The sequence below is a fragment of the Simplicispira suum genome, from assembly GCF_003008595.1.
GTDB lineage: Bacteria > Pseudomonadota > Gammaproteobacteria > Burkholderiales > Burkholderiaceae_C > Simplicispira > Simplicispira suum.
The window spans coordinates 2,009,813-2,031,861 of sequence record NZ_CP027669.1; the positions used below are offsets into that span (position 1 = coordinate 2,009,813).

The window sequence follows — 22,049 nt, forward strand, 5'->3', positions numbered from 1 at the left end:
TTGCATGTCCCACGATTCAAAGGAGCACACCACATGGCCGATACCTGGCTGCCTTCCCTGATCACCGCTACGCCCCAAGAAGGCTTTGAACTGGCCATTACGCTGAGCCGCCGCGGCGTCAAGTACACCCAGCCGGACATGGAGACGCTCAAGCAACTGCGACCCGAGTACGCGCAGTCGGCCGATGGATTGACCGCCGCCTCGCAGGTGATTGCCATCAACTTCCAGACCGTCTCCGCCGCCAACAACTACTGGCGCGGTTGAAAATATCAGTAAAAATGGCCTCTAGCGCTTATCCATAAAGCGCTAATAGCTCATTTATTGATAGCGTTTGATGGGGTTGCGGCGGCTTGCACCTCCACCAGGCAGTCGTAAAACGTCGGCCCTTGGCCCAGATCGGTCAGCGCCTGGCTGGTGAGCTGGTTCACGTTGGTGCCCTCCAAGCCGAGCTTGCGCCACCAGATGCCCAGGCCGTTGACCACGCCGGGGCGGGCACGTTCGCTCAGTTCCGCGTGGCACAGATAGCTGCCCCGGTCGTTGAACACGCGCACCACGCTGCCGTCCGCAATGCCGCGCGCGGCCGCGTCGTGCGGGTGAATTTCCAGGAGAGGTCGACCTTCCTGTTTTTGCAAACTGGCCACGTTGACAAAGGTGCTGTTGAGGAAATTGCGCGCGGGCGGCGAAATCATTGCCAGCGGATACGCGGCCGACTGGCCGAAGGTTTCGTAGTTGGGCACATGGTTGGGCAGGGCGTCCTGCCCGCAAGCCGAGAGCGCGGCGCTGAAAAATTCGCACTTGCCCGACGCGGTGGGAAAGTTGCCCTGGGCAAAGGGCGCGTCAGGGATCGGCAGCGCCGCAAAGCCTTGGTCCAGCAGCTCGTTGAAGTCGACCTTTTCGCCGTAGGCCTGGCGGCACAAGGTTTCGTCGCTGTCGGCAAAGCAGGGCTCGGTAAATCCCATGCGCGCCGCCAGTTCGCGAAAGATGCGGGCGTTGGAGCGCGCCTCGCCGCAGGGCCCAATCGCCGGGCGGTTCAGCAGCACGTCGGTGTGGCCATAGGCCAGGTGCACGTCCCAGTGTTCCAGCTGCGTGGTGGCAGGCAGGATGTAGTCGGCGTAGTCTGCGGTGTCCGTCTGGAAATGCTCCAGCACCACGGTAAACAGATCGTCCTGCGCAAAGCCACGCGCCACCTTGCCCGATTCGGGCGCAACCGCCAGCGGGTTGCTGTTGTAGACCACGACGGCCTCGATTTTTGGGCCAAAGGCTTCGGAGGTCTCCCGCAGCAAGTCGTCGCCAATGGTCACCATGTTGATGGTGCGCGGGCGGCGCTGGCCCAGCAGCTCGGGGCGTTGCAGAACGCCGCGCTGCACCGGGAAGTTGCCGGAACTTGAAAACAGCACGCCGCCCGCGCGCTCGCGCCAGGCACCCGTAAGCGCCGGCAGGCAGGCAATAGCACGCACCGCGTTGCCACCTCCCCGCACGCGCTGCACGCCGTAGTTCACGCGGATGGCGGATGGCTTTGTCGTACCGTAGGCGCGCGCCAGGTCGCGGATTTGCTCCACAGGCAGCGCGCAGACTTCGGCCGCGCGCTCGGGCGGGAACGTGAGCGCCCGCTCTCGCAGCGCTTCCCAGCCCAGCGTGTGCTGCGCCAGGTAGTCGTGGTCCAGCCAGTCGTGCACGATGAGTTCGTGCATCAGTGCCAGGGCCAGCGCCGCGTCGGTGCCGGGCAGCAGTTGCAGGTGCTCGTGGCATTTTTCGGCGGTTTCGGTCTTGCGGGGGTCGATGCAGACGAGGCGGGCACCCTCGCGCTTGGCCTGCTGTGCGTAGCGCCAGAAGTGCAGGGTGCTGGTGATGGAATTGCTGCCCCAGATCAGGATGAGCTTGGCCTCGGCGAAGAACTCCACCTTCATCCCTACCTTGCCCCCAGCGTCTGCACCATGGCCTCGCCACCGGCGGCCGCGCAGATGCTGCGGTGCAACAGCGAAGCGCCCAGGCGGTGGAAGAAGCGCCGGTCCATGCTCTCGCCCTGCACCAGGCCCATGGTGCCGGCGTAGCTGTAGGGCACGATGGCTTCGGGATTGCGTGCGGCAATTTCGGCCAGGCGCGCCGCGATGTCGGTCAGGGCTTCGTCCCAGCCGACCTGCGTGAACTGGCCGCTGCCTTTGGGACCACTGCGCCTGAGCGGCGTGAGGATGCGGTCCGGGTGGTAGGTGCGCTCAGGGTATTTGGAGACCTTGGCGCACAGCACGCCGCCCGTCTGGGCGTGCGCGGGGTTGCCCTGCACGCGCACGGCCACGCCGTTTTCCACCGTGGTGAGCAGGGCGCAGGTGTCCGGGCAATCGTGCGGGCAGGCACCGCGCACGGTATGGCGGGCAAGCGTCGGTTCGGGCAAGCGGTTGGCAGCGGAGATCATGGCGGAGCAGGGGCGAAAAGGAGATGCCCGGCAGTTTCTGATGGGCCGGGCTAGACTGCGCATTCTGAAGGAAAGGCGCCATGCAAGTCATCGACTCCCTCGTTACCCAGGCCGCCGGCATTGCCAGCCTGCGCCGCGACATCCACGCCCACCCCGAGCTGTGCTTCGAAGAAGTGCGCACGGCCGATCTGGTGGCCAGCAAGCTCACCGAATGGGGCATTCCCGTTCACCGGGGGCTGGGCACCACCGGCGTGGTGGGCATTGTGCACGGCCGCGACGGCGGCGCCTGCGGCCGCGCCATCGGTCTGCGTGCCGACATGGATGCCCTGCCCATGCAGGAGCACAACGAGTTCGAGCACAAAAGCCGGCACGCCGGCAAGATGCACGCCTGCGGCCACGACGGCCATACCGCCATGCTGCTGGCTGCGGCGCAGCACTTTGCCAAGGAACGCCATTTCGACGGCACGGTCTACCTGATCTTCCAACCGGCCGAAGAGGGCGGCGGCGGGGCGCGCGAGATGATCAATGACGGTCTGTTCACCCAGTTCGACATGCAGGCCGTGTTTGGCATGCACAACTGGCCGGGCATGGCGGTGGGGCAGTTTGCCGTGAGCCCTGGCCCGGTGATGGCGTCGTCCAACGAATTCAAGATCACCATCCACGGCAAGGGCGGCCACGCCGCCATGCCGCACAACACGATCGACCCGGTGCCAATTGCCTGCCAGATGGTGCAAGCCTTCCAGAACATCGTCAGCCGCAACAAGAAGCCGGTGGACGCGGGCGTGGTTTCGGTCACCATGATCCATACCGGCGAAGCGACCAACGTCGTGCCCGAGCGCTGCGAATTGCAGGGCACGGTGCGCACGTTCACGCTGGAGGTGCTCGATTTGATCGAAGCGCGCATGCGCGAAGTGGCCGAGCACACCTGCGCGGCGCACCAAGCCACCTGCGACTTCGAATTCGTGCGCAACTACCCGCCCACCATCAATGCGCCGGCCGAAGCGGAATTTGCCGCTGCCGTCATGCGAGATGTCGTGGGCGAAGCCAACGTGCTGGCGCAGGAACCCACCATGGGAGCGGAAGACTTCGCCTACATGCTGCAGGAACGCCCCGGCGCCTACTTTTTCATTGCCAACGGCGAAGGTGCACACCGCATGCATGGCCATGGCGAGGGCCCGTGCACGCTGCACAACGCCAGCTACGACTTCAATGACGACCTCATTCCCCTTGGCGCCACGGTGTGGGTGCGCTTGGCAGAAGCCTGGCTGGCCGACAAGGCTGGCGCGAAGGAGGCTGCATGATCGGCGTGAACGAGGCATTCTCCAGCCGCTATGCCCAGGCGCGTGTGCGGTTTCTGGAGGCCGCTGCAGGCCGTGGCTTGGCCATTGAGTCGCACGTGCACCCGCTGACGGGAGTGGACGGCGAGCCCCTCGCCATGGACGTCGCGCGCGACGGCCCGGCAGATGCTGACAAACTGCTCATCGTCAGCAGCGCCTGCCATGGGGTGGAGGGCTACTGCGGCAGCGGCGTGCAGGTGTTTGCGCTGCACGACGACGAATGGCGCGCGCAGGCGCGCGCGGCGGGCGTGGCGGTGCTCTATGTGCACGCACTCAACCCCTACGGCTTTTCCCACCTGCGCCGCACCACGCACGAGAACGTGGACCTGAACCGCAACTTCCAGGATTTCAGCAAACCCCTGCCCGTGAACGCAGGCTACCGCGAGATTGCGCCGCTGCTGCTGCCCCAGGAGTGGCCGCCCAGTGCAGAGAACCAGGCGGCGGTGCAGCACTACCTCACCACCAAAGGCGAGGCGGCTTGGCAGGCTGCGGTCTCTGGCGGGCAATACGAATTCGAAGGCGGCATGTTCTTTGGAGGCCGGGCGCCCACCTGGAGCAACCGCACGCTGCGCAGCGTGCTGCGCGCGCACGGCCGTGCCGCGCGGCGCGTTGCGTGGATCGACCTGCACACGGGCCTGGGCGAGAGCGGCATCGGCGAGCGCATCTACGCAGGCCGTGACGACGCGGCGGCCGTGGCGCGGGCGCGTGCCTGGTGGGGCGGCGGCGGCGCCACGCCCATCACGTCAATCTACGACGGCTCGTCCAGCTCGGCGCTGCTGACGGGTTTGATGTGGACCGCCATCTACGACGAATGCCCGCAAGCCGAGTACACCGGCATTGCGCTGGAATACGGCACGCTGCCAATCCTGCAGATGCTCCAGGCCCTGCGCGCCGAGCACTGGCTGCACCAGCACCCCGAGGCGCCCGCTGAGCAGGCAGCGCAAATCAAGGCCGACATGTTCAGCGCCTTCTACACCGACACCGACGCCTGGCGCGGCCAGATCATCAGCCAGGCGCGGCAGGCGCTGTTTCAGGCGGTGGAAGGCTTGAATTCTTGACAGTTTTTGGGCTCTAGCGCTTGCCTGGCAAGCGCAATTAGCTATTTAAACAATAGCGTTTAATGTCCAAGTTGTGCGCCTTGTGTCGCCCCGTAGCTGGTGCTGCGGTCGTATTCCCGTTCGCCTGCGACATGTTCTGCCAACACACGTCGCCCTAAAGCATTGGCGCCGTGCTCCAGTGCGGTGCAGCTGGGCGCCTCGGGCAGAGCGGCGATTCCCTGATCGATGGCGCGCGCTGCCTTGCGGCCCCATTGCATGTGACCTTGCTCATGCTGGCGCAGCGCTTGCACATAGCGCTGGAATTGGGCGCGCTGGGCGCTTGTTCCACCCTCCAGCTGCGGCAACTGGATCGTCCAAGCGAGTCGCGTCCGCACGCGTGTGATCCGGCACCGCCCGCTCGCGTCGCTGTGCCACCAGAAATTCCAGTCCACGCTCCAGGCGGTGTAAGCATGAAAGCGCTTGCCGTCCTGGCGGATGGGTGTGGCGGTGTTGAGCGCCTCGCGCAGGCTCTGGCCTTGGGTGATGCGCACGGCATAAGGCTGCTCGGAGCCTTCGTGAATGACCTCGGAGGCAGCGCCTGTGCAGACCAGAAGCAGGATGAGGGCGCAGGTCCGGCCCGGCATTCCTTTTATTCGTCCGAGCCCCAGGGCAGCATCAGCGTCAGCGTCGCCAGCGTTTCAAACTCCGGCGCAAAGGCGTCGATGATGCGCTGGGGCTCGGGGCAGAGCTGGGTGTCGGTAATGACGCCAAACTGAACGCCGCCGCCATAGCTCAGGATGGAGACGCCCAGCCCCACGTTGCCCGTCTGCGGCACCCAGAACATGCATTGCGTGACTTGCGAGCCACACAGCATCAGCGCTTCGCGTGGCCCCGGCACGTTGGTCATCACGGCGGTGGTCTTGCGGCCGAATAGGTTCAAGAGCGCTTCCTGCGCGGGCTTGACCATCATTCCGGCCACGGCCAGCAGGCCAAAAGCCAGCAGCGGCTGCGTGCTGCCCTTGAGCGCCGCCATGCGGTGGCGCACTTCGAAGATGCGCTCGATGGGGTTTTCAATACCGATCGGCAGCACCAACGGCGCCAGGCCAAAGTGGTTGCCCAGCTTCCAGGCCTCTTCCATGGGGCGCAGGTTCACCGGGATCATGGCGCGGATTTCCTTGCCCGTGGTGTCGTCGCCCAGGCCGCGCAAATAGCTGCCAATGGCGCCGGCCACACAGGAGAGCAGCACGTCGTTGATCGAGCAGCCCAGGGCTTTGCCCACGCCTTTGACCGCATCCAGCGGCAGGGGCGGGCACCAGGCCACGCGTTTGGCGGTACCGGCCTCGCCCTTGAGCCGCGTGGGCGAATCGTCGGGCATGAGCGCCAGGGCGGCGGCGTCGTTCATCACGCGCCAGGCCATGCGGGCCGCATCGGCAGATCCGGCCAGGCCATGCTGCACAGCGGTCTCGGGGTCCATCAGCGCGTGCAGCGAGCGCACCGCACCTTCGCCAGCCATGTCGATGGCGCGCACCGTGAGCCCGGCCAAGGGTTTGATCAGCGCGTCGGAGAGCCAGTCTTCGGCATCGGCGGGCTCACGGCGCTTGCGCCGTGGTGGCTCGGAGCCGCCATCGACCATCGACATCACGACCGAAATCAGGGCAATCCCGTCGCCAATGCAGTGGTGAATGCGAACGATCAGCGCGCTGCCGGGCTGCCCATCGTCGCCGACGAAATCTTCAACCAGGTGAAACTGCCACAGCGGCCGACGGCCGTCCAGCGGCTCGGTGGCCAAGTGGCCCACCGCCTCGGCCAGCGCCTGCTGCTGGCTCTGGCCGCGCTTGCGCACGAGGACCAGCGGCTGGACATGCGCATCGATGTCGAAGTCGTGGTCATTCACCCAGGTGGCGCCGGCGGCGTCCTCGACCACGCGCTGCAGAAAACGCGGGTACTGGCTCAGGCGCTGCGCTGCGCGCTGGCGCAGTTGGGCCAGGGTAATACCGGGTGAGACGACCCAGACGCCGTTGATCAGCATGAGGTTGCTCGGGCAGTCCATGCGCAGCCAGGCGGTGTCGACCTTGCTCATGCGCTCGCCCGACAGCCCCAGCATGCCGCTGGCGGCGCGGCGCACGTTTTTCTCGACACTGCGCGCAGCTTCCAGCGCCATGGCGCCAGGCGGGGAGTTCAAAAGCGCTGTCGATGCGCTCAGAGCGCGGCTGCCAGCAGAGGCGGTGGTCGTGCGGCTGCTGGATGTGGGGCTGTTGCCCGTGCGGGACGTGGTGCGAAGGGTGCGGGTCACCATAGTGATGGGCGTCCTGGAGAGTGAAGAATGGCTTGCGCCGGCCGGCTGCAAGTATTGTCTACGCACAGCGGCGGGCAGAGCGTGAACACGTTCTAAGATATGCACAAGATACGCGGGCTGGTGTCATTGCCGACTCCGTTCTTTCCCCAACCCGATTTCCAGTCCATTTCCCAGGAGTCCTGCATGTCCGACCTGAACGACCGTTTTGAAGCAGCCGTTGCCCAATCGAAAAACTTGAGCGAACGTCCAGACAACGCCACGCTGCTGCAGATCTACGCACTGTACAAACAGGCCAGTACCGGCGACAACGCCGAGAAGAAGCCCAGCTTCTCCGACATGGTGGGCCGCGCGAAATGGGATGCCTGGAACAAGCTCAAGGGCACCGAGCAGGATGCTGCGCGCCAGCAATACATCGACCTGATTGCTTCGCTCAGCTAAGGCGTATGGGAGCCCGTCCCTGGGCTATGGCCTAATAGCGGTTTTCCCACCATTTCACTGAGATTCGCCATGGGCAACAAGATCGTCACCGAAGCAGACCGCAAATTCACCCCGCAGCCCAAGCCCATGCCGGGCCAGACGCTCCCTTCGCATGGCCGCGGTCAGCGCGTGAGCCTGGAGCGCGGCGTTACCACGCGCAGCAAAAAGAACCCTGGCAAGCGCTCGAAGAAGGGCGGGTAATTCGGAGCACCCCCCCTGCGGCGCAGCGCGCCTTCCCCCCGCTCTCTCTCGCATCGCTGCGCGATGCGGGCAGGGGGACGCCACCAGCGCGGCGGGGCGCCTCTTGCGCGGTGGCCCAGGGTAATCACGTTCATTTCATGGCCCTGTAGTGAGCGCCACCTGAGACCATAGAAGTCGTGTACCCCAGTGGCGCACCCCAGAACCCCGCATGCGGGGTTTTTTCATGGGCGCTCTTTTTTGGCCGCTGATTTGCGTTTTTTCGCCGGTGCGTCGCTCAGCATCTTGTCGAGCTGTTCGATGAGTTCGGTTTCGATGCGATCCTTGAACGCGCTCACCAGAAAGCCGAGCTGGGCGTGGAAATCGAGGGAATTTGGGAAAACATCAAGCGTGCCTTTGATGCCTGAGCGCGTGAAGTAGAGCGTGTCCTGCGCGTCGCCCTCCTCGTAGCTGCAGTTCATATCGAACTTTTCTTCGGCCTTCTCGGCCCATTGGAGGGCGATTTTGCGCGCAGCGGGCAGGCCCAGCTGGTGCTGGCGGTTGATGCGGATGTCAGGCACGGGACGGCTCTTTCGCGGCAGGGGTGGGCGGCGCAAGCAGGGCGCGCAGCGCAGTGTGGCGCTGCTCGGCGCTCTGATCGGCCAGGGCTTTCACGGCATCATAAAACCGTGGCCAGTTGCGTGCCGACTGTTCAAACAGTGTTTCAAAGGCCGGAACCCATTCGTCGTATGCGGCCTGTGCGCCAAAGCTGGCGTTGTTGGCCGTCGCCACCCAGTGGTCATAGCCGGCGCGCTGCGCTGCGGGCCAGGTTGCAGCCAGTGCGGCATAGCGCTCCCGAAATTGTTTCATTGCTTCTGTTTTCATAGCTTCCAGCGCCTGCCTGTTCTGCGCTGGAGCACTGTTTGATGCATAAATGGCTTCCAATTGCGCACGCGTCTCGCGGGTGAGCTGGCGAAACGCTTCGCGCCGTGCGTCGCTCGCGGCTGCCTCGGAGCGCGCTGCTGCGCTGGCCTGGGTGCGCAGCCACTGGGCACTGCCGATGCGCCCGACGGCGGTGGCAAACGATTCGTTGAAAAGCGTGTCGCCCTCGGCATAGACCTTCTGGTGCGCCAGTTCGTGGAACAGCAGGCGCACGAAATCGCCCTCGGGCCAATGCACAAAGGTGCTGAGCAGCGGGTCGCCGCCGAGCCAGTTCATGGTGCCCAGTGTGGAATAGGCCGGCACTCCGTACACGTCCACTTCCAGGCCTTGGGCCGCCAGCAGATCGGCCTCGGCGCGCGCATCGGCACGGCTGAAATAGCCCCGGTAGCCCACGCACCCGAGGACGGGAAAGCACCAGGTGTGCAGCTGCAGCGAGTACGGGGGCGCCGCCACCACGTTCCATACCGCACTGCTGCGCTTGAGGTCTGCGTAACGCCGGTAGCTCGGGTTGTTGGGCAGGTGGAGTTCTTGCACCGCAAACGTGCGCGCGCGCTGCGCCAGACGCAGGCGCTCGCGCAGCGCGGGCGGTGTACTTGGCCGCGCGATCCAGTCGTCCATCGCATCGGCCGCCCACATCAGTTGCAGATGGCCGCTGACCGACTGCCAGTAATAGCCCAGTTCGCCCCCGCCCTGCGCGCAGCCGCCCAGCAACAGGCTCGCGCCAAGCGCAGCGATGGCACTGCGGGCGCTGGTGAACAAGCGGTGGATCGGCTTCATGGCGTGGTGCGAGTCTGCGTCGCGGCCGGCGGTTCCCCCAGGGCGCTGAGCGCCAGCCAGGCCAGCGCGCCCAACAGCGTGGTCAGCAGCAGCGCGGCAATACCCACGCGCTGCATCAGCGCGCCAAACACCACGGGCGCCAGGGCCTGGGCGATGCGTGCCGGCACCATCAGCACCCCCTGGCGCTCACCATAGCCTTGGGTGCCGAAATAGACGAGCGGCAGCGTGCCTTTGGCAATGGTCAGCACGCCATTGCCTGCGCCGTGCAGCAGCGTGAAGGCGAGCGCCGCCGGAGCACCCAGCAGCAGCAGCAAGACCGCCCCCACCGGGTGCGCCGCCGCTGCCAGCTTGGCGGCCAGCAGGGGATGGAGCCGGCGCAGCAGGCCGAAGTCGAGCAAGCGCCCTGCCACCTGTGCCGGGCCCACAAGCGAAGCCACGGCCACGGCGTTGGGCAGTGCCAGGCCCGCCTCTTGCAGCAGCTGCGGCAAATGCGTAGCCAGGGCTGTGCTGCCAAACCAGGCCACGGCAAACACCAGCGACAGCAGCAGGGCAGTGCGCTTGGCACGCGGGGGAGCCGGCAGCGAGGGGAGGGTGCGCGCTGATGCCTCGTCCGACACCTTCGGGGAATGGGTTGGATATGCCTTGGCGGGCGATTGCCGCGGCAGCCAGGCATGCAGCGGCAGGCCCACCAGCAAATGCAGCGCGGCCCATCCCAGGCAGGCGCCGCGCCAGCCCCAATGCACTTCCATCCAGGCACTCAGCGGCCACCCGAGTGTGCTGGCGAAGCCGCCCAGCAAGGTGATGCCGGTGATGCCGCCACGCGCGCCGAGGCCATGCAGACCCACCAGCGCCGCAAACGCCGATTCGTACAGCCCGGCGCCCATGGCCAGGCCCAGCACGCTCCAGGCGGCGAACAGGCTCACCGGCCCTTGTGCGCCGGCCATGGCCAACAGACCGGCCGCAAACAGCAGGTTGCTCAGCAGCAGCACGCGGCGCCCGCCGTAGCGGTCCACGGCGCGGCCGGCCGCCGGACCCACGACACCCGAGACGATCAGCGCCAGAGAAAACGCTGCGAACGCCCAGGCCAGCGGCAGGCCGGTGTCCTGCGCCATGGGTGCGGCCAGCAGGGCGGGCAGGTAGTACGACGAGGCATAGCCCAAAGTCTGGCCGCCGCCCAGCAGCAGCACATGGCGTGTCAGCGGGCGCATCGCGTGCCTCGAAATGGGGCGTCAGGCAGCGGTGGGCGGCAGGATGTCGAGGACCGCATCCACCGGCCGCCCAAGGCGCGTGCCCCGTTCAGTGACGACGATGGGGCGTTCCAGCAGGCGGGGGTGGGCGGCGAGGGCGTCCAGCCGCTCGGCGTCCGTCACGCTCTCGCCGCCCAGGTTCAGCTCGTCGAACAAGGCCTCTTTGCGGCGCACGAAATCGCTCACCGGCCGGCCACTCGCGGCAATCAGGGACTGCAGCGTTGCGCGGTCCGGCGGTGTCTTGAGGTATTCAATGATCTGGGGCTCCACGCCGCGTTCACGCATCAGGGCCAGTGCGTTGCGCGAGGTGCTGCATTGGGGGTTGTGATAGATCGTGCACGGGCTCATGGCGATAGGTACAAAAAATGGTGGACTGTGCTGGCTCCTTCGCACATGCGTGGAACTTCCGCAGATAGCTTACAGCCAGAAGCAGACACCACAAGCGTTCGTCCCGGCTTGACCTGTGCCGTACGGCTCTTACCATGCAGGCCATGAAGCAATGGCTGAGCACCGTGGAGGAGCGGCTGGAGCGCTTGCCGGTAGCGCTGGCTTTGGAATGGCCAGGTGGGCAGCGGGCCGGCCCGCGCGATGCACAGGTCTTGCTTCGGTTCGGCGGGCTGGGGCCGTTGGCGGCTTTGGCTGCGGGGCATCTGGGTGCCGTGGGCACGGCCATCGTCGAGGGAGATGTCCAGTTTGAAGGCAGTGCGCGCGATCTGATGCGAGCGGCCACGGGCTTTCTGACCACCGATCCAGCGCAAGCCGAAACCGGGGGCTGGCGCAGACTGCTTGCCTGGGTACGTTCGTTGCGGGTGCACTCACCCGAGCGCGACGCCCAGCAGGTGCAGTTTCACTACGATTTGTCGGATGACTTCTACGCGCTGTGGCTGGACCCGCGCCGTGTCTATTCCTGCGCATACTTTCGCACGCCCGACATGGATCTGGCGGCCGCGCAGGAGGCCAAGCTGGACCACATTTGCCGCAAGCTGCGGCTGGCACCGGGCGAGCAATTCCTGGACATTGGGGCCGGCTGGGGCGCCCTGATGCTCTGGGCTGCGGAGCATTACGGCGTGCAGGCCACGGGCATCACGCTTTCGCGCCATCAGCACGCATTTGTGCAGGAGCGCATTGCCGAGCGCGGGCTGCAAAGGCAGGCCCGGATCGAGCTGTGCGATTACCGCCAGTTCGCTCCGGCGCAGCGCTTTGACAAGCTCGCTTCTGTGGGCATGCTCGAACATGTTGGGCGGGCGCAAATGCGGCGCTACTTTGAAACTGTCCACGCCCTGGTGCGCCCCGGCGCTCTGGTACTCAACCACGGCATTACGGCGGCGGCGGTGGGCAGTGCCCAGCTCGGTGCCGGCCTGGGGAAATTCATCGAGCGCTACATCTTTCCCGGCGGCGAACTGCTGCACGTGAGCCAGTTGCTGCAAGACACTGCAGCGGCAGGTCTGGAAATGGTAGATACCGAAAACCTGCGCCCGCACTACGCCCGCACGCTGTGGGCCTGGTCTGACGCACTGGAGCGCCAGCTAGGCGCCGCCCGTGCGGTGCTCAATGCACAGGTCGGATCTGAGCGCGGCGGGCGCGTCTTGCAGGCCTACCGCTTGTACCTTGCCGGCAGCGCTCTGGGTTTCGAGCAGGGCTGGATGGCCTTGCACCAGATGCTGTCGATTCGCCCGAACGGCGATCCATCCTGCGGCCCGATTCGCGGGGCACAATCAGACTATCCCTTCACGCGCGACGCGCTTTATTCGAGGCCTGTTTCATGCTCTACAAATTCAAATCCCGCGCCACCGGAGACCTGATCCTGCTCAACGAGCAAGGTCGTCGCCTGCTGCAAATCATGGGCAAAGAGCCTACCGTCCAGGGCATCGTGACGGTGGCGCAGATTCCTGCTGCCATTGCGGCGATCGAGGCCGCCGTGGCGCAGGAGGAGCAGGCGATGCGCGGCGCCCCGCGTGCAGTCGACAGGGATGCCTCGCAGGAGCAGGACGGCGCAGCGGCCGACCGCATCACCCTGCGCCAGCGCGCCACGCCGTTTGTCGACATGCTCAAACGCAGTGCCGCCGAAAACGCCGACGTGGTCTGGGGAACGTAGAGAATGCATCCCCCTTGAGCGGTTTTTTGCTCCGAGCAGCCGCCAGAGGCGGCAGCCCTTCGGAGCCGTCCAAGCCTGCGCAGGCAGGCTTGGAGCCGCGGCTCTCAGCCCCTTCTCTCGAATCGCTGCGCGATTCGGGAAGGGGGACGACGCCAGCGCGGCGGGGCGGCCCTTGCGCGGCGTCTGCTGGTTTCGGCCGTGTCGGTTGCAGAGGTCTGTGTGCGTCGCGAAGCCCTACATACCGAGTCTTTTAGTCGCCATCAGCGATAGCTGCGCGCGTCTTCAATGACCTTGCCGTCATTGGGCAGGCTGCCGGGCGCCACCAGTTCGACTTCGCCGCGCAGCTTCGTGAGTTCGCGCACCGTGTCCTGCAGGCGCTCGGCCAGGCCAGACGAGGTTTCGGTGGATTCGACGCGCAGCAGCATCTGGTCGTTGGCCATTTCACCGGTGACGACCAAGCGCGCGCGCAGCACCTGCGGAAAGCGTGCTGCGATGGCCGCGATCTGTGCTGGGTGCACAAACATGCCGCGCACCTTGGTGGTCTGGTCGGCGCGGCCCATCCAGCCCTTGATGCGGGCGTTGGTCCGGCCGGTGGGGCAGGCGCCGGGCAGCACGGCGGAGAGGTCCCCGGTGCCAAAGCGGATCAGCGGATAGTCGGGGTTCAGCGTGGTCACCACCAGTTCGCCGACTTCGCCTTCGGGCACCGGGTCGCCGGTGCCGGGGCGAACGATTTCCACGATCACACCTTCGTCCAGCACCAAGCCCTCGCGCGCCTCGGTTTCATAGGCAATCAGCCCGAGGTCGGCGGTTCCGTAGCACTGGTAACCGGTGACGCCGCGCTCGGTGAACCAGTTGCGCAATGAGGGCGGGAAGGCCTCGGCCGAAAGCAGGGCTTTTTTCAAACTGGGCAGCGGCAATTGCAGTTCAGCGGACTTCTCCAGAATGAGCTTGAGAAAACTGGGCGTGCCGATGTAGCCGGCCGGCCGCATGTGCGCCATGGCCTGGGCTTGCTGCTCTGTCTGGCCGGTGCCACCGGGAAATACGGTGCAGCCCAGCGCCAGGGCGCCCGACTCCATCATCGACCCGGCGGGAACAAAGTGGTAGGAAAAGCAGTTGTGCACCAGTTCGCCCGAGCGAAACCCCGCAGCGTGCAGCGCGCGCGCCATGCGCCAGTAGTCGGGCCGCGCGCCCTCGGGTTCGTACAGCGGGCCAGGGCTGGCAAAGACGCGGGGCATGGCAGTGCCAAACGCCTGCGTGGCAAAACCTCCGAACAGGTGCTGCGCGCGCTCGGCGCTTTGGCGTTCAAGCAATTCGTGTTTGCGCGTTACCGGCAGCCGCGCCAGCGCGGCGCGCGTGGTGATGCTGGCGGCATCGACCCCGGAAAGGATCTGGGCAAAGGCCGGGGCCTGGCTTTTTGCATGCGCCACCTGTCCCGGCAGTGCGGCGAACAGCGCGGCTTCGCGCTGCTGCGGACTGCGGATTTCCAGGGCGTCGTAGAACTTGTTCATGCCGGGGTGTCCTGTGCGGTATTATCTGTGAAATTGGCCTCTAGCGCTTATCCCATAAGCGCAAGCAGCTATGAAATCAATAGTAAAATTCTCGACCTTCGTTGTGCCACGCTTCGCCGCCCTCTTTGCTACTGGCGCGCCCCAAAACCAGCGCCACCGTGGATCCGGCTCCGGCGGGCCACCGGAGGCGTCGCCTGGGGGAAGGAGCGCAGCGACACAGGGGGAGCTTAAGCAAGCCAGCGCTTGCGCCGCTTGTAGCTCTTGACGTCCTTGAAACTCTTGCGCTCGCCGCCACCAACGCCGAGGTAGAACTCCTTGACGTCTTCGTTGTTGGCAAGTTCGCTGGCAATACCATCCATCACGACGCGGCCCGACTCCATGATGTAGCCATAGTCGGCGTACTTGAGCGCCATATTGGTGTTCTGCTCGGCCAGCAAGAACGTCACGCCTTCCTTGGCGTTGAGGTCTTTGACGATGTTGAAAACTTCCTCGACGATTTGCGGCGCCAGGCCCATGGAGGGTTCATCAAGCAGCACCATGCTGGGGTTGGCCATGATGGCGCGACCGATAGCGCACATCTGCTGCTCGCCGCCCGAGGTGTAGGCCGCCTGCGAGCTGCGGCGCGTCTTCAGCCGGGGAAAGTAGTTGTAGACCTTTTCCAGGTTGGCGGCAATTTCGCCCTTGTCGCTGCGTGTGTAGGCGCCAGCCAGCAGGTTTTCCTCGATGGTCAGGTGGGCAAAGCAGTGGCGTCCCTCCATCACCTGCACCACGCCGCGCTTGACCAGATCGGCAGGCGTGAGCTTCTCAATGCGCTCGCCGCGCAGCTCGATGGAGCCTTTGGTCACTTCGCCGCGCTCGCCCTCGAGCAGATTCGAGACAGCGCGCAGGGTCGTGGTTTTCCCCGCGCCATTGCCTCCGAGGATGGCCACGATGCCCCCTTCGGGCACCTGCAGCGAGACCCCTTTGAGCACCAGGATCACGTGGTTGTAGATGACCTCAATGCCGTTGACGTTGAGGACGATGTTTTTCGATTCCATAGCTTTGACCTTTAGTGCCAATCGGGAGGGCTGATACCCGAAGGAGACAACCCTCTCGGTTGGCGGCTGCAGTGCAGCCGACCTTCGACTTACTGTGAGCCTAAGCGCAGGGCGAGGCCCATGCCAGTGCCACCGCGCAAGGGCCGCCCCGCCGCGCTGGTGGCGTCCCCCTTCCGCAGCGCGCAGCGCTGCAAGAGAAGGGGGAAGCGGCGCAGCCGCTCAGGGGGTTGCTCTTTATTACGAGCTGCAATCAGCCGGATCGCGGCGCTTCATCTTCTTGTCGGCCAGATACTTGTCGCCAGCGGCCTTGACCATGGGCTTCAAGATCTGTTCGTCGGCCTGGTACCAATCGGCACCGATGTTCCACTTGGCGCCGTCCCAGGTCTGGATGCGAGCCCAGCTCGACCCCATGTGGTCTGCGCAGCTGGTGGAAACCGGCCGCATGATGCCGCCAAAGCCCATGGAGTCGAGCTTTTTCTGGTCAAGGTTGAGGTTCTCAAGACCCCAGCGCACTTGCTCGCTGGTCATGACCGTGCCCTTGCCGAAGCGCTCCTGCGCGCGGCGTACAGCCTCAACACCCAGCATCTGGATCATCACGCCGCGCGTGTACAGCACCGAGCCGACTTCATCCTTGGGGCCGGTGCCCTGGCCCTTGTCGTGCACGTACTTCACGATGTCCTGGATGACCTTCTGGTCTTTGCCAGAGCCATTGAGCGCCAGCGCGTGGTATCCCTTGGCGCCCATGCCTACGTCGCGCACGTCAGGCTCTGCACCGGCCCACCACACGCCATACATTTTGTCGCGTGGGTATCCCGTGGCTTGTGCTTCCTTGAGCGCAGTGGAGTTCATCACGCCCCAGCCCCACAGCAGCACGTAGTCCGGCCGGCTTTGGCGCACTTGCAGCCACGTTGCCTTTTGCTCAACGCCAGGGGCGGTCACAGGCAGCAGCTGCAACTCGAAACCGTGCATCTTGGAACGCTCTTCCAGCAGAGGAATGGGCTCTTTTCCAAATGGGCTGTCGTGGTAGACGAGAGCGACTTTCTTGCCCTTGAGCTTGTCCATGCCGCCGAGCGATTTCCCGATGGCTTGCAGGATGATGTCGGCGCCAGTCCAGTAGCTGCCCATCATTTCAAAGTTCCACTTGAACGCCATGCCATCGGCCGACATCGAGAGCCCGTAGCCCACGGTCAGCAGTGGGATCTTGTCCACGGGCGCCTTTTCGGTCAGCGCGAAGGTGATGCCGGTCGATTGCGGATCGATCAGGGTGACGCCAGGCCGAACCTTGAGGCGTTCGTAGCACTCCACGCCGCGGTCGGTGGCGTAGCCGGTTTCGCATTCCTCGAAGGTGAGCTTGACGCCATTGATGCCGCCGTCGCGGGCGTTGATCATCTTCAGGTAGTCCTGTTTGCCATTGGCCCAGGGCGTTCCATTGGGTGCATAAGGGCCGGTGCGGTAGGACAGCAGCGGGAAGAACTGCTCCTTGCCCTGGGCCAGCGCGCTGGTGGCCAGCGTGGCGGCGCCAGCGGCCACCACGGTGGCGGTGATCAAGAGTTTCGATAGCTTCATGGATGTCTCCTTTAATGAAAGTGTTGAAGCACGGGGGGAATCAATGCGGGAACGGCCAGAGCCGGAGTTTTTGCTTGCCCATGGACCACAGCTTGGCCAGGCCATGGGGCTCGACGATCAGGAACCAGACGATGAGGCCGCCAAAGGTCATGAGTTCGACGTGGGAGACCGTTGCGGTCGACAGCTCTACCCCCACCAGGTCGCCCATGGCGGGCAACAGACGGCTGAGAACAATCGGCAAAATGACAATGAAGGCAGCGCCAAAGAAGCTCCCCATGATGGAGCCCAGGCCGCCGATGATCACCATGAACAACAAGCGAAAGGACACCTCTACGGAGAACGCCGCCGGCTCCCAGGACCCCAGGTGGACAAAGGCCCACAGGGCGCCGGCCACACCGATGATGAACGAGCTGACCGCAAACGCGCTGAGCTTGGCGTACATGGGGCGAATGCCAATCACTGCGGCCGCCACGTCCATGTCGCGAATGGCCATCCATTCGCGGCCAATGGCGCCGCGCACCAGGTTTTTGGCAAGCAGCGCGATAAGGGTCAGCAGGCTGAGGCAAAACAGGTAGCGCGCCACGGGAGTGTCCAGGGCCATGCCCAGCACTTTGAGCTTGTTGACCGATACCTGCCCGGAAGGCGACTCGTTGGTTAGCCACGTGATACGCAGGAACATCCAGTCGCTGAAGAACTGTGCCGCCAGCGTCGCGACCGCGAGGTACAGGCCTTTGACGCGCAGGCTCGGGAGTCCGAACAGGATGCCGAAGAACATGGCGCACAGGCCCCCGAGGATCAGCGCGGGAATCAAGGGCAGTCCGGGAATGCGGACGAAAAAGTTGTAGGCCCCATACGCCCCCACCGCCATGAACGCGCCCGAGCCAAGCGAGATCTGACCGCAGTACCCCACCAGGAGATTCACTCCCAGCGCCGCGAGCGACATGATGACGAAGGGAATGAGAATGGAGGTGTAGAAGTACTCGCTGGCAAAAAGCGGAATGGCAACGAAGGCCACGGCCAGCAGCAAGCCGATGGCAATGCGGTCTTGTGCAATCGGAAAGATCTGCTGGTCCGAGCGGTAGGTGGTCTTGAATTGGCCGTTTTCGCGGTAGAGCATGGGGTGTTTCTCAATAATCTTTTAGCTACGACACGCTTCGCTTAACTTTGCTTCGCAAAGTAAGTCTTCGCTGAAAGGTCATCCTTCGCCTGCGGCGAAGAAGCCTTTGGCTTGATCGCGTACTTCATACGCGATCGATGATCTTTTGCACGGGGGCGCACCTGCGGTGCTGCGCGCGCACTGCGTGCTCGCGCTCAACGCGCTGCGCACGTTGCGCCTCCTTCGAAAAATAATTGATTGCGTATTTCATACGCGATCAATTATTTTTTCACCAAAGAGCCCCTGCGGCCTGAACAGCAGGAACACCAGGGCGAGCACATAGGCAAACCAGATCTCGATGCCGCCGCCCACGTAGGGGCCGAGGTACACCTCTGAGAGCTTCTCACCGACGCCGATGATCAGGCCGCCGATGATGGCGCCAGGCACCGAGGTGAGGCCGCCAAGAATGACCACCGGCAGAGCGCGCAGCGCAAGCGTGGTGAGCGAGAACTGCACCCCCAGCTTGGAGCCCCAGATCATCCCGGCGACGAGCGCCACAGCGCCTGCTACACACCACACAATGACCCAGATGCGCCCCAGCGGAATGCCAATGGACTGTGCCGCCTGATGGTCGTCGGCCACGGCGCGCAGCGCGCGGCCGGTCTTGGTTTTCTGGAAAAAGAGGCTTAGCGCCAACACCAGCGCAGCGGCGATGACGGCGGCAATGACGTCCTCCTGGTTCACCAGAATGCCGCCTGGGAACACGCCGTCGAACAGGAACACCGGATCCTTGGGCATACCGATGTCAATCGGGTAGATGTTGCTGCCGAACATGCTCTGGCCAACGCCCTCAAGAAAATAGGCGATGCCCAGGGTGGCCAGAAGCAAAGTGGCTTCTTCCTGGTTGACCAAGTAGCGCAGCACCAGACGCTCAATCAGCCAGGCGACGATGAACATCAGTGCGCCAGCTGCGACAAAGGCGACGATGTTGGCCAGAACCGGGTTTGCAATGCCGGTCCACTCGGGGAACCATTCGGCAAAGCGTGCCATGGCCAGGGCGGCGAACAGCACCATGGCGCCCTGCGCAAAGTTAAAGACGCCCGAGGCCTTGTAGATCAGCACAAAGCCGAGCGCGACGAGCGAATACAGCATGCCTGCCATCAGGCCGCCGATCAGGGTTTCAAGAAAAAATGCCATGGTAGTGGGTGCTCCGGCGCGTCTTTAGTGGCTGGTGCCAAGATAGGCGGCAATGACGTCTTTGTTGTTGCGCACGGCTTCGGGTTCGCCGTCGCCGATCTTTTTGCCGTAGTCAAGCACCACGACGCGGTCGGAAATGTCCATCACCACGCCCATGTCGTGCTCGATCAGCACGATGGTGCTGCCGAACTCGTCGTTGACGTCGAGGATGAAGCGGCACATGTCCTGCTTTTCTTCCACGTTCATGCCAGCCATGGGCTCATCCAGGAGCAGCACCTGCGGCTCCATGGCCAAGGCACGCCCCAGGTCAACACGCTTTTGCAGGCCGTAAGGCAGTTGCCCCACGGGGGTTTTTCGGTGCGCCTGGATTTCCAGGAAATCGATGATGTGCTCGACAAACTCGCGGTGCCGCTCTTCCTCGCGTTGCGCGGGGCCGATGCGCAGCGCCTGCAGCAGCAGGCCGCTTTTGACCTTCATGTTCCGGCCGGTCATGATGTTGTCAATCACGCTCATGCCCTTGAACAGCGCCAGATTCTGGAACGTGCGTGCAATACCCATCTCCGCGACCTGGCGCGAATTCATGTGTTTGAACGTCTGCCCGCGAAAGGTGATCGACCCTTCCTGCGGTGTGTAGACGCCGTTGATGCAATTGAGCATCGATGATTTTCCCGCGCCGTTGGGGCCGATGATCGAACGGATCTCGTGCTCGCGTACGTCGAAGGAAATGTCGGTCAGGGCGTTGACGCCGCCAAAGCGCAGGCTGATGTGGTTCACATCCAGCACGACGTCGCCGATCTTCTTGTGGTTCATGCTGCGGTTTTCACAGGGGCGAAAGTCTTGGCGTCCGACAGTGCGAGCGTGGCGCTCACGCTGCCGGTTCGGCCGTCTTCAAACTTCACCTGGGTTTCGATGTACTGCTCGGATTTGCCTGCGTAAAGGGCGTCCACGAGCACGCCGTACTTGTCGGCAATGAAGCCGCGCCGAACCTTGTTGGTGCGGGTCAACTCGCCGTCGTCGGCGTCGAGTTCCTTGTGCAACACCAGGAAGCGGCTGACCTGGCTGCCGGCCAGCAAAGTGTCGCTGGCAAGGTCGGCGTTGACCTTTTCCACGCATTCCTTGATCAGTTCGTACACCTCGGGCTTTTGCGCCAGATCGGTATAGCCGGCATACGGGAGGTTGCGCCGCTCGGCCCAGTTGCCCACAGCCTCGAAATCGATGTTGATCATCACGCAGACCTTTTCGCGCCGGTCTCCGAGCGCCACCACTTCCTTGATGTGGGGGAAGAACTTGAGCTTGTTCTCCACATACTTGGGGGCAAACATGGCGCCGTCGTTGGCGCCGCCCTGGATGCGACCCACGTCTTTCACGCGATCGATAATCTTCAGATGCCCGTGCGCATCGATAAAGCCGGCATCGCTGGTGCGGTACCAGCCGTCCGCAGTCAGTACCTCGGCTGTGGCCTCGGGATTCTTGTAGTACTCCTTGAGCAGGCCGGCAGACTTGACCAGAATCTCCCCGTTGTCGGCCACCTTGATCTCCACACCCCGGATCGGCACGCCCACAGTGTCGGCGCGCGCCTGGTTGTCCGGCTGCAGGCAGACGAACACGGCGGTTTCGGTCGAACCGTAGAGCTGCTTCAAGTTGACGCCGATGGAGCGGAAAAAGCTGAACAGATCCGGCCCGATGGCTTCGCCGGCTGTGTAGGCGACGCGCACGCGCGAGAATCCCAGGTTGTTGCGCAGCGGACCGTACACCAGCAGATCGCCCAGTGCGTACTTGAAGCGATCCCAGCCGCTCACGGCCTGCCCGTCCATCAAAGCCGGGCCGACGCGCTCGGCCAGCGCCATGCAGGCAGCAAACATCTTGCGCTTGATGGCGCCTGCGTCTTCCATGCGGATCGTGACACTGGTCAGCAAGCCCTCGAATATTCGGGGCGGCGCAAAGTAGTAGGTCGGCCCGATCTCCTTGAGGTCAATCGTGACGGTGCTTGCCGACTCCGGGCAGTTGACCACATAGCCACAGGCCAGCCACTGCGCATAGCTGAAGATGTTCTGCCCGATCCAGGCCGGCGGCAGATAGGCCAGCACTTCTTCGGCGCTGGTCAGTTTGTCGAACTCGGCGCCTGCCTGAGCGCGGTCCAGCAAGGTGCTGTGCGTATGCACCACGCCTTTGGGGTTGCCGGTGGTGCCCGAAGTGAAGAACATGGCGGCGACATCGTCCGGGACCACCTTGCCCACGGCGTCGCGAAACCAGGCGGGGTTCTTGGCCACGAACTGGCGCCCGACCTCAATCAGCTGCTCCATGTCCTGCAGGCCGTTTTCGCTGTACTTGCGCAGTCCGCGCGGGTCGTCGAACCAGATGTTGGTCAGCAGCGGGCAGCTCTCTCGGACTTCCAGCATTTTGTCCACCTGCTCCTGGTCCTCCACCAGGGCAAAACGCACTTCGGCGTTGTTCAGCGGAAACACGCATTCCGCCGCCACGGCATCCTGGTACAGCGGCACCGGAATGGCGCCCACGGCTTGAATAGCCAGCATGGTGGCGTACAGGCGCGGCCGGTTGGAGCCGATCACCACCATGTGTTCACCGTGGCGCAGGCCTGCCAGTTGCAAGCCGGCTGCTACCTGTTCCACCAGCGTTGCCAGTTCAGACCAGGAGTGCGCTTGCCAGATGCCGTACTCCTTCTCGCGCAGGGCGGGTGCGTCGGGCCGTTCTGCGGCGTGCTGGAGCAGCAATTGCGGAAACGTGCGGTTCATTGAGGTCCTTGGTATTCGGGGGCGCATGACATGGCTTCTCTTGCCGTTGTTACACCCTGTTGACTGCCATCCTAGGCTTGGCTTTGACGCTATCTTG

The 22,049-nt window shown here is 64.2% G+C and carries 20 protein-coding genes and 1 pseudogene; 7 read left to right on the forward strand and 14 right to left on the reverse strand.

Going from position 1 to position 22,049, the window contains the following annotated elements:
* Positions 1-33: 33 nt before the first annotated feature.
* The gene (locus tag C6571_RS09320; RefSeq protein ID WP_106446443.1) at positions 34-264 is read left to right on the forward strand and encodes a hexameric tyrosine-coordinated heme protein; all 231 of its coding nucleotides are present in this window, start codon (positions 34-36) and stop codon (positions 262-264) included.
* Between the two features lie 50 nt (positions 265-314).
* Here the strand turns inward: C6571_RS09320 and C6571_RS09325 are convergent.
* Positions 315-2,410: pseudogene (locus tag C6571_RS09325) on the reverse strand (molybdopterin-containing oxidoreductase family protein).
* Positions 2,411-2,490: 80 nt separating this feature from the next.
* Here C6571_RS09325 and C6571_RS09330 point away from each other — a divergent pair.
* Together C6571_RS09330 and C6571_RS09335 are read left to right on the forward strand one after the other, a co-directional pair.
* Positions 2,491-3,711 (forward strand): M20 aminoacylase family protein, encoded by a 1,221-nt coding sequence (locus tag C6571_RS09330; protein ID WP_106446444.1) that lies wholly within the window; start codon positions 2,491-2,493, stop codon positions 3,709-3,711.
* On the forward strand, positions 3,708-4,805 hold the full coding sequence (locus tag C6571_RS09335; protein ID WP_106446445.1) for a M14 family metallopeptidase: 1,098 nt from the start codon (positions 3,708-3,710) through the stop codon (positions 4,803-4,805). The genes C6571_RS09330 and C6571_RS09335 overlap by 4 nt, the downstream gene beginning before the upstream one ends.
* 59 nt (positions 4,806-4,864) lie before the next feature.
* On the opposite strand, the gene C6571_RS09340 is transcribed toward C6571_RS09335, so the two are convergent.
* Both C6571_RS09340 and C6571_RS09345 read right to left on the reverse strand, forming a co-directional pair.
* Entirely contained in the window at positions 4,865-5,428 is a 564-nt protein-coding gene (locus C6571_RS09340; protein ID WP_106446446.1) for a DUF922 domain-containing Zn-dependent protease, read from the reverse strand.
* 5 nt (positions 5,429-5,433) lie between these two features.
* Complete coding sequence (locus C6571_RS09345) at positions 5,434-7,080, reverse strand: wax ester/triacylglycerol synthase family O-acyltransferase (RefSeq protein WP_338053978.1); 1,647 nt, start codon at positions 7,078-7,080, stop codon at positions 5,434-5,436.
* A gap of 183 nt (positions 7,081-7,263) precedes the next feature.
* Between C6571_RS09345 and C6571_RS09355 the strand changes: the two genes are divergently transcribed.
* The gene (locus tag C6571_RS09355; RefSeq protein WP_106446448.1) at positions 7,264-7,518 is read left to right on the forward strand and encodes an acyl-CoA-binding protein; all 255 of its coding nucleotides are present in this window, start codon (positions 7,264-7,266) and stop codon (positions 7,516-7,518) included.
* Between the two features lie 69 nt (positions 7,519-7,587).
* Positions 7,588-7,758, forward strand: a complete 171-nt coding sequence (locus tag C6571_RS19705; protein ID WP_170094712.1) for a hypothetical protein — start codon at positions 7,588-7,590, stop codon at positions 7,756-7,758.
* Between the two features lie 221 nt (positions 7,759-7,979).
* Here the strand turns inward: C6571_RS19705 and C6571_RS09360 are convergent, their stop codons facing one another.
* The 4 genes from C6571_RS09360 to arsC are packed head-to-tail and all read right to left on the reverse strand — an operon-like array spanning position 7,980 to position 11,048.
* A complete protein-coding gene (locus C6571_RS09360) occupies positions 7,980-8,315 on the reverse strand; it encodes a polyhydroxyalkanoic acid system family protein (RefSeq protein WP_106446449.1) in 336 nt (111 codons plus the stop codon).
* Complete coding sequence (locus C6571_RS09365) at positions 8,308-9,453, reverse strand: aminopeptidase (protein ID WP_106446450.1); 1,146 nt, start codon at positions 9,451-9,453, stop codon at positions 8,308-8,310. The genes C6571_RS09360 and C6571_RS09365 overlap by 8 nt, the downstream gene beginning before the upstream one ends.
* Positions 9,450-10,661, reverse strand: coding sequence for an MFS transporter (locus tag C6571_RS09370; RefSeq protein ID WP_106446451.1), 1,212 nt, complete (start codon positions 10,659-10,661; stop codon positions 9,450-9,452). The genes C6571_RS09365 and C6571_RS09370 overlap by 4 nt, the downstream gene beginning before the upstream one ends.
* Positions 10,662-10,682: 21 nt before the next feature.
* Entirely contained in the window at positions 10,683-11,048 is a 366-nt protein-coding gene (arsC, locus tag C6571_RS09375; RefSeq protein WP_106446452.1) for an arsenate reductase (glutaredoxin), read from the reverse strand.
* A 143-nt stretch (positions 11,049-11,191) separates the two neighbouring features.
* Here arsC and C6571_RS09380 point away from each other — a divergent pair, with 143 nt between their 5' ends.
* Together C6571_RS09380 and C6571_RS09385 are read left to right on the forward strand one after the other, a co-directional pair.
* Positions 11,192-12,502, forward strand: a complete 1,311-nt coding sequence (locus tag C6571_RS09380; protein ID WP_106448143.1) for a class I SAM-dependent methyltransferase — start codon at positions 11,192-11,194, stop codon at positions 12,500-12,502.
* Positions 12,463-12,795, forward strand: a complete 333-nt coding sequence (locus C6571_RS09385; protein ID WP_106446453.1) for a DUF1840 domain-containing protein — start codon at positions 12,463-12,465, stop codon at positions 12,793-12,795. Before C6571_RS09380 ends, C6571_RS09385 begins: the two co-directional genes overlap by 40 nt.
* 260 nt (positions 12,796-13,055) lie before the next feature.
* Here the strand turns inward: C6571_RS09385 and C6571_RS09390 are convergent, their stop codons facing one another.
* From C6571_RS09390 to C6571_RS09420, 7 genes are all read right to left on the reverse strand, one after another.
* The gene (locus C6571_RS09390) at positions 13,056-14,303 is read right to left on the reverse strand and encodes a phenylacetate--CoA ligase family protein (protein WP_106446454.1); all 1,248 of its coding nucleotides are present in this window, start codon (positions 14,301-14,303) and stop codon (positions 13,056-13,058) included.
* A gap of 227 nt (positions 14,304-14,530) precedes the next feature.
* Entirely contained in the window at positions 14,531-15,340 is an 810-nt protein-coding gene (locus tag C6571_RS09395; RefSeq protein WP_106446455.1) for an ABC transporter ATP-binding protein, read from the reverse strand.
* 237 nt (positions 15,341-15,577) lie between these two features.
* Positions 15,578-16,906, reverse strand: a complete 1,329-nt coding sequence (locus C6571_RS09400) for an ABC transporter substrate-binding protein (protein WP_106446456.1) — start codon at positions 16,904-16,906, stop codon at positions 15,578-15,580.
* A gap of 40 nt (positions 16,907-16,946) precedes the next feature.
* The gene (locus tag C6571_RS09405) at positions 16,947-18,023 is read right to left on the reverse strand and encodes a branched-chain amino acid ABC transporter permease (RefSeq protein ID WP_106446457.1); all 1,077 of its coding nucleotides are present in this window, start codon (positions 18,021-18,023) and stop codon (positions 16,947-16,949) included.
* Positions 18,024-18,269: 246 nt separating this feature from the next.
* Complete coding sequence (locus tag C6571_RS09410) at positions 18,270-19,199, reverse strand: branched-chain amino acid ABC transporter permease (protein WP_106446458.1); 930 nt, start codon at positions 19,197-19,199, stop codon at positions 18,270-18,272.
* Positions 19,200-19,223: 24 nt separating this feature from the next.
* Entirely contained in the window at positions 19,224-20,009 is a 786-nt protein-coding gene (locus C6571_RS09415) for an ABC transporter ATP-binding protein (protein ID WP_106446459.1), read from the reverse strand.
* Positions 20,006-21,952, reverse strand: coding sequence for an AMP-dependent synthetase/ligase (locus tag C6571_RS09420; RefSeq protein ID WP_106446460.1), 1,947 nt, complete (start codon positions 21,950-21,952; stop codon positions 20,006-20,008). The genes C6571_RS09415 and C6571_RS09420 overlap by 4 nt, the downstream gene beginning before the upstream one ends.
* Positions 21,953-22,049 lie beyond the last annotated feature (97 nt).

Bases quoted from the DNA above. Each gene is read 5' to 3' on its own strand.
- C6571_RS09380 (WP_106448143.1), top strand. From the start codon at position 11,192: ATGAAGCAATGGCTGAGCACCGTGGAGGAGCGGCTGGAGCGCTTGCCG.
- C6571_RS09390 (WP_106446454.1), bottom strand. From the start codon at position 14,303: ATGAACAAGTTCTACGACGCCCTGGAAATCCGCAGTCCGCAGCAGCGC.
- C6571_RS09395 (WP_106446455.1), bottom strand. From the start codon at position 15,340: ATGGAATCGAAAAACATCGTCCTCAACGTCAACGGCATTGAGGTCATC.
- C6571_RS19705 (WP_170094712.1), top strand. From the start codon at position 7,588: ATGGGCAACAAGATCGTCACCGAAGCAGACCGCAAATTCACCCCGCAG.
- C6571_RS09410 (WP_106446458.1), bottom strand. From the start codon at position 19,199: ATGGCATTTTTTCTTGAAACCCTGATCGGCGGCCTGATGGCAGGCATG.
- C6571_RS09335 (WP_106446445.1), top strand. From the start codon at position 3,708: ATGATCGGCGTGAACGAGGCATTCTCCAGCCGCTATGCCCAGGCGCGT.
- C6571_RS09420 (WP_106446460.1), bottom strand. From the start codon at position 21,952: ATGAACCGCACGTTTCCGCAATTGCTGCTCCAGCACGCCGCAGAACGG.
- C6571_RS09385 (WP_106446453.1), top strand. From the start codon at position 12,463: ATGCTCTACAAATTCAAATCCCGCGCCACCGGAGACCTGATCCTGCTC.
- C6571_RS09355 (WP_106446448.1), top strand. From the start codon at position 7,264: ATGTCCGACCTGAACGACCGTTTTGAAGCAGCCGTTGCCCAATCGAAA.
- C6571_RS09415 (WP_106446459.1), bottom strand. From the start codon at position 20,009: ATGAACCACAAGAAGATCGGCGACGTCGTGCTGGATGTGAACCACATC.
- C6571_RS09400 (WP_106446456.1), bottom strand. From the start codon at position 16,906: ATGAAGCTATCGAAACTCTTGATCACCGCCACCGTGGTGGCCGCTGGC.
- C6571_RS09365 (WP_106446450.1), bottom strand. From the start codon at position 9,453: ATGAAGCCGATCCACCGCTTGTTCACCAGCGCCCGCAGTGCCATCGCT.
- C6571_RS09330 (WP_106446444.1), top strand. From the start codon at position 2,491: ATGCAAGTCATCGACTCCCTCGTTACCCAGGCCGCCGGCATTGCCAGC.
- C6571_RS09405 (WP_106446457.1), bottom strand. From the start codon at position 18,023: ATGCTCTACCGCGAAAACGGCCAATTCAAGACCACCTACCGCTCGGAC.
- C6571_RS09340 (WP_106446446.1), bottom strand. From the start codon at position 5,428: ATGCCGGGCCGGACCTGCGCCCTCATCCTGCTTCTGGTCTGCACAGGC.
- C6571_RS09320 (WP_106446443.1), top strand. From the start codon at position 34: ATGGCCGATACCTGGCTGCCTTCCCTGATCACCGCTACGCCCCAAGAA.
- C6571_RS09345 (WP_338053978.1), bottom strand. From the start codon at position 7,080: ATGGTGACCCGCACCCTTCGCACCACGTCCCGCACGGGCAACAGCCCC.
- C6571_RS09370 (WP_106446451.1), bottom strand. From the start codon at position 10,661: ATGCGCCCGCTGACACGCCATGTGCTGCTGCTGGGCGGCGGCCAGACT.
- arsC (WP_106446452.1), bottom strand. From the start codon at position 11,048: ATGAGCCCGTGCACGATCTATCACAACCCCCAATGCAGCACCTCGCGC.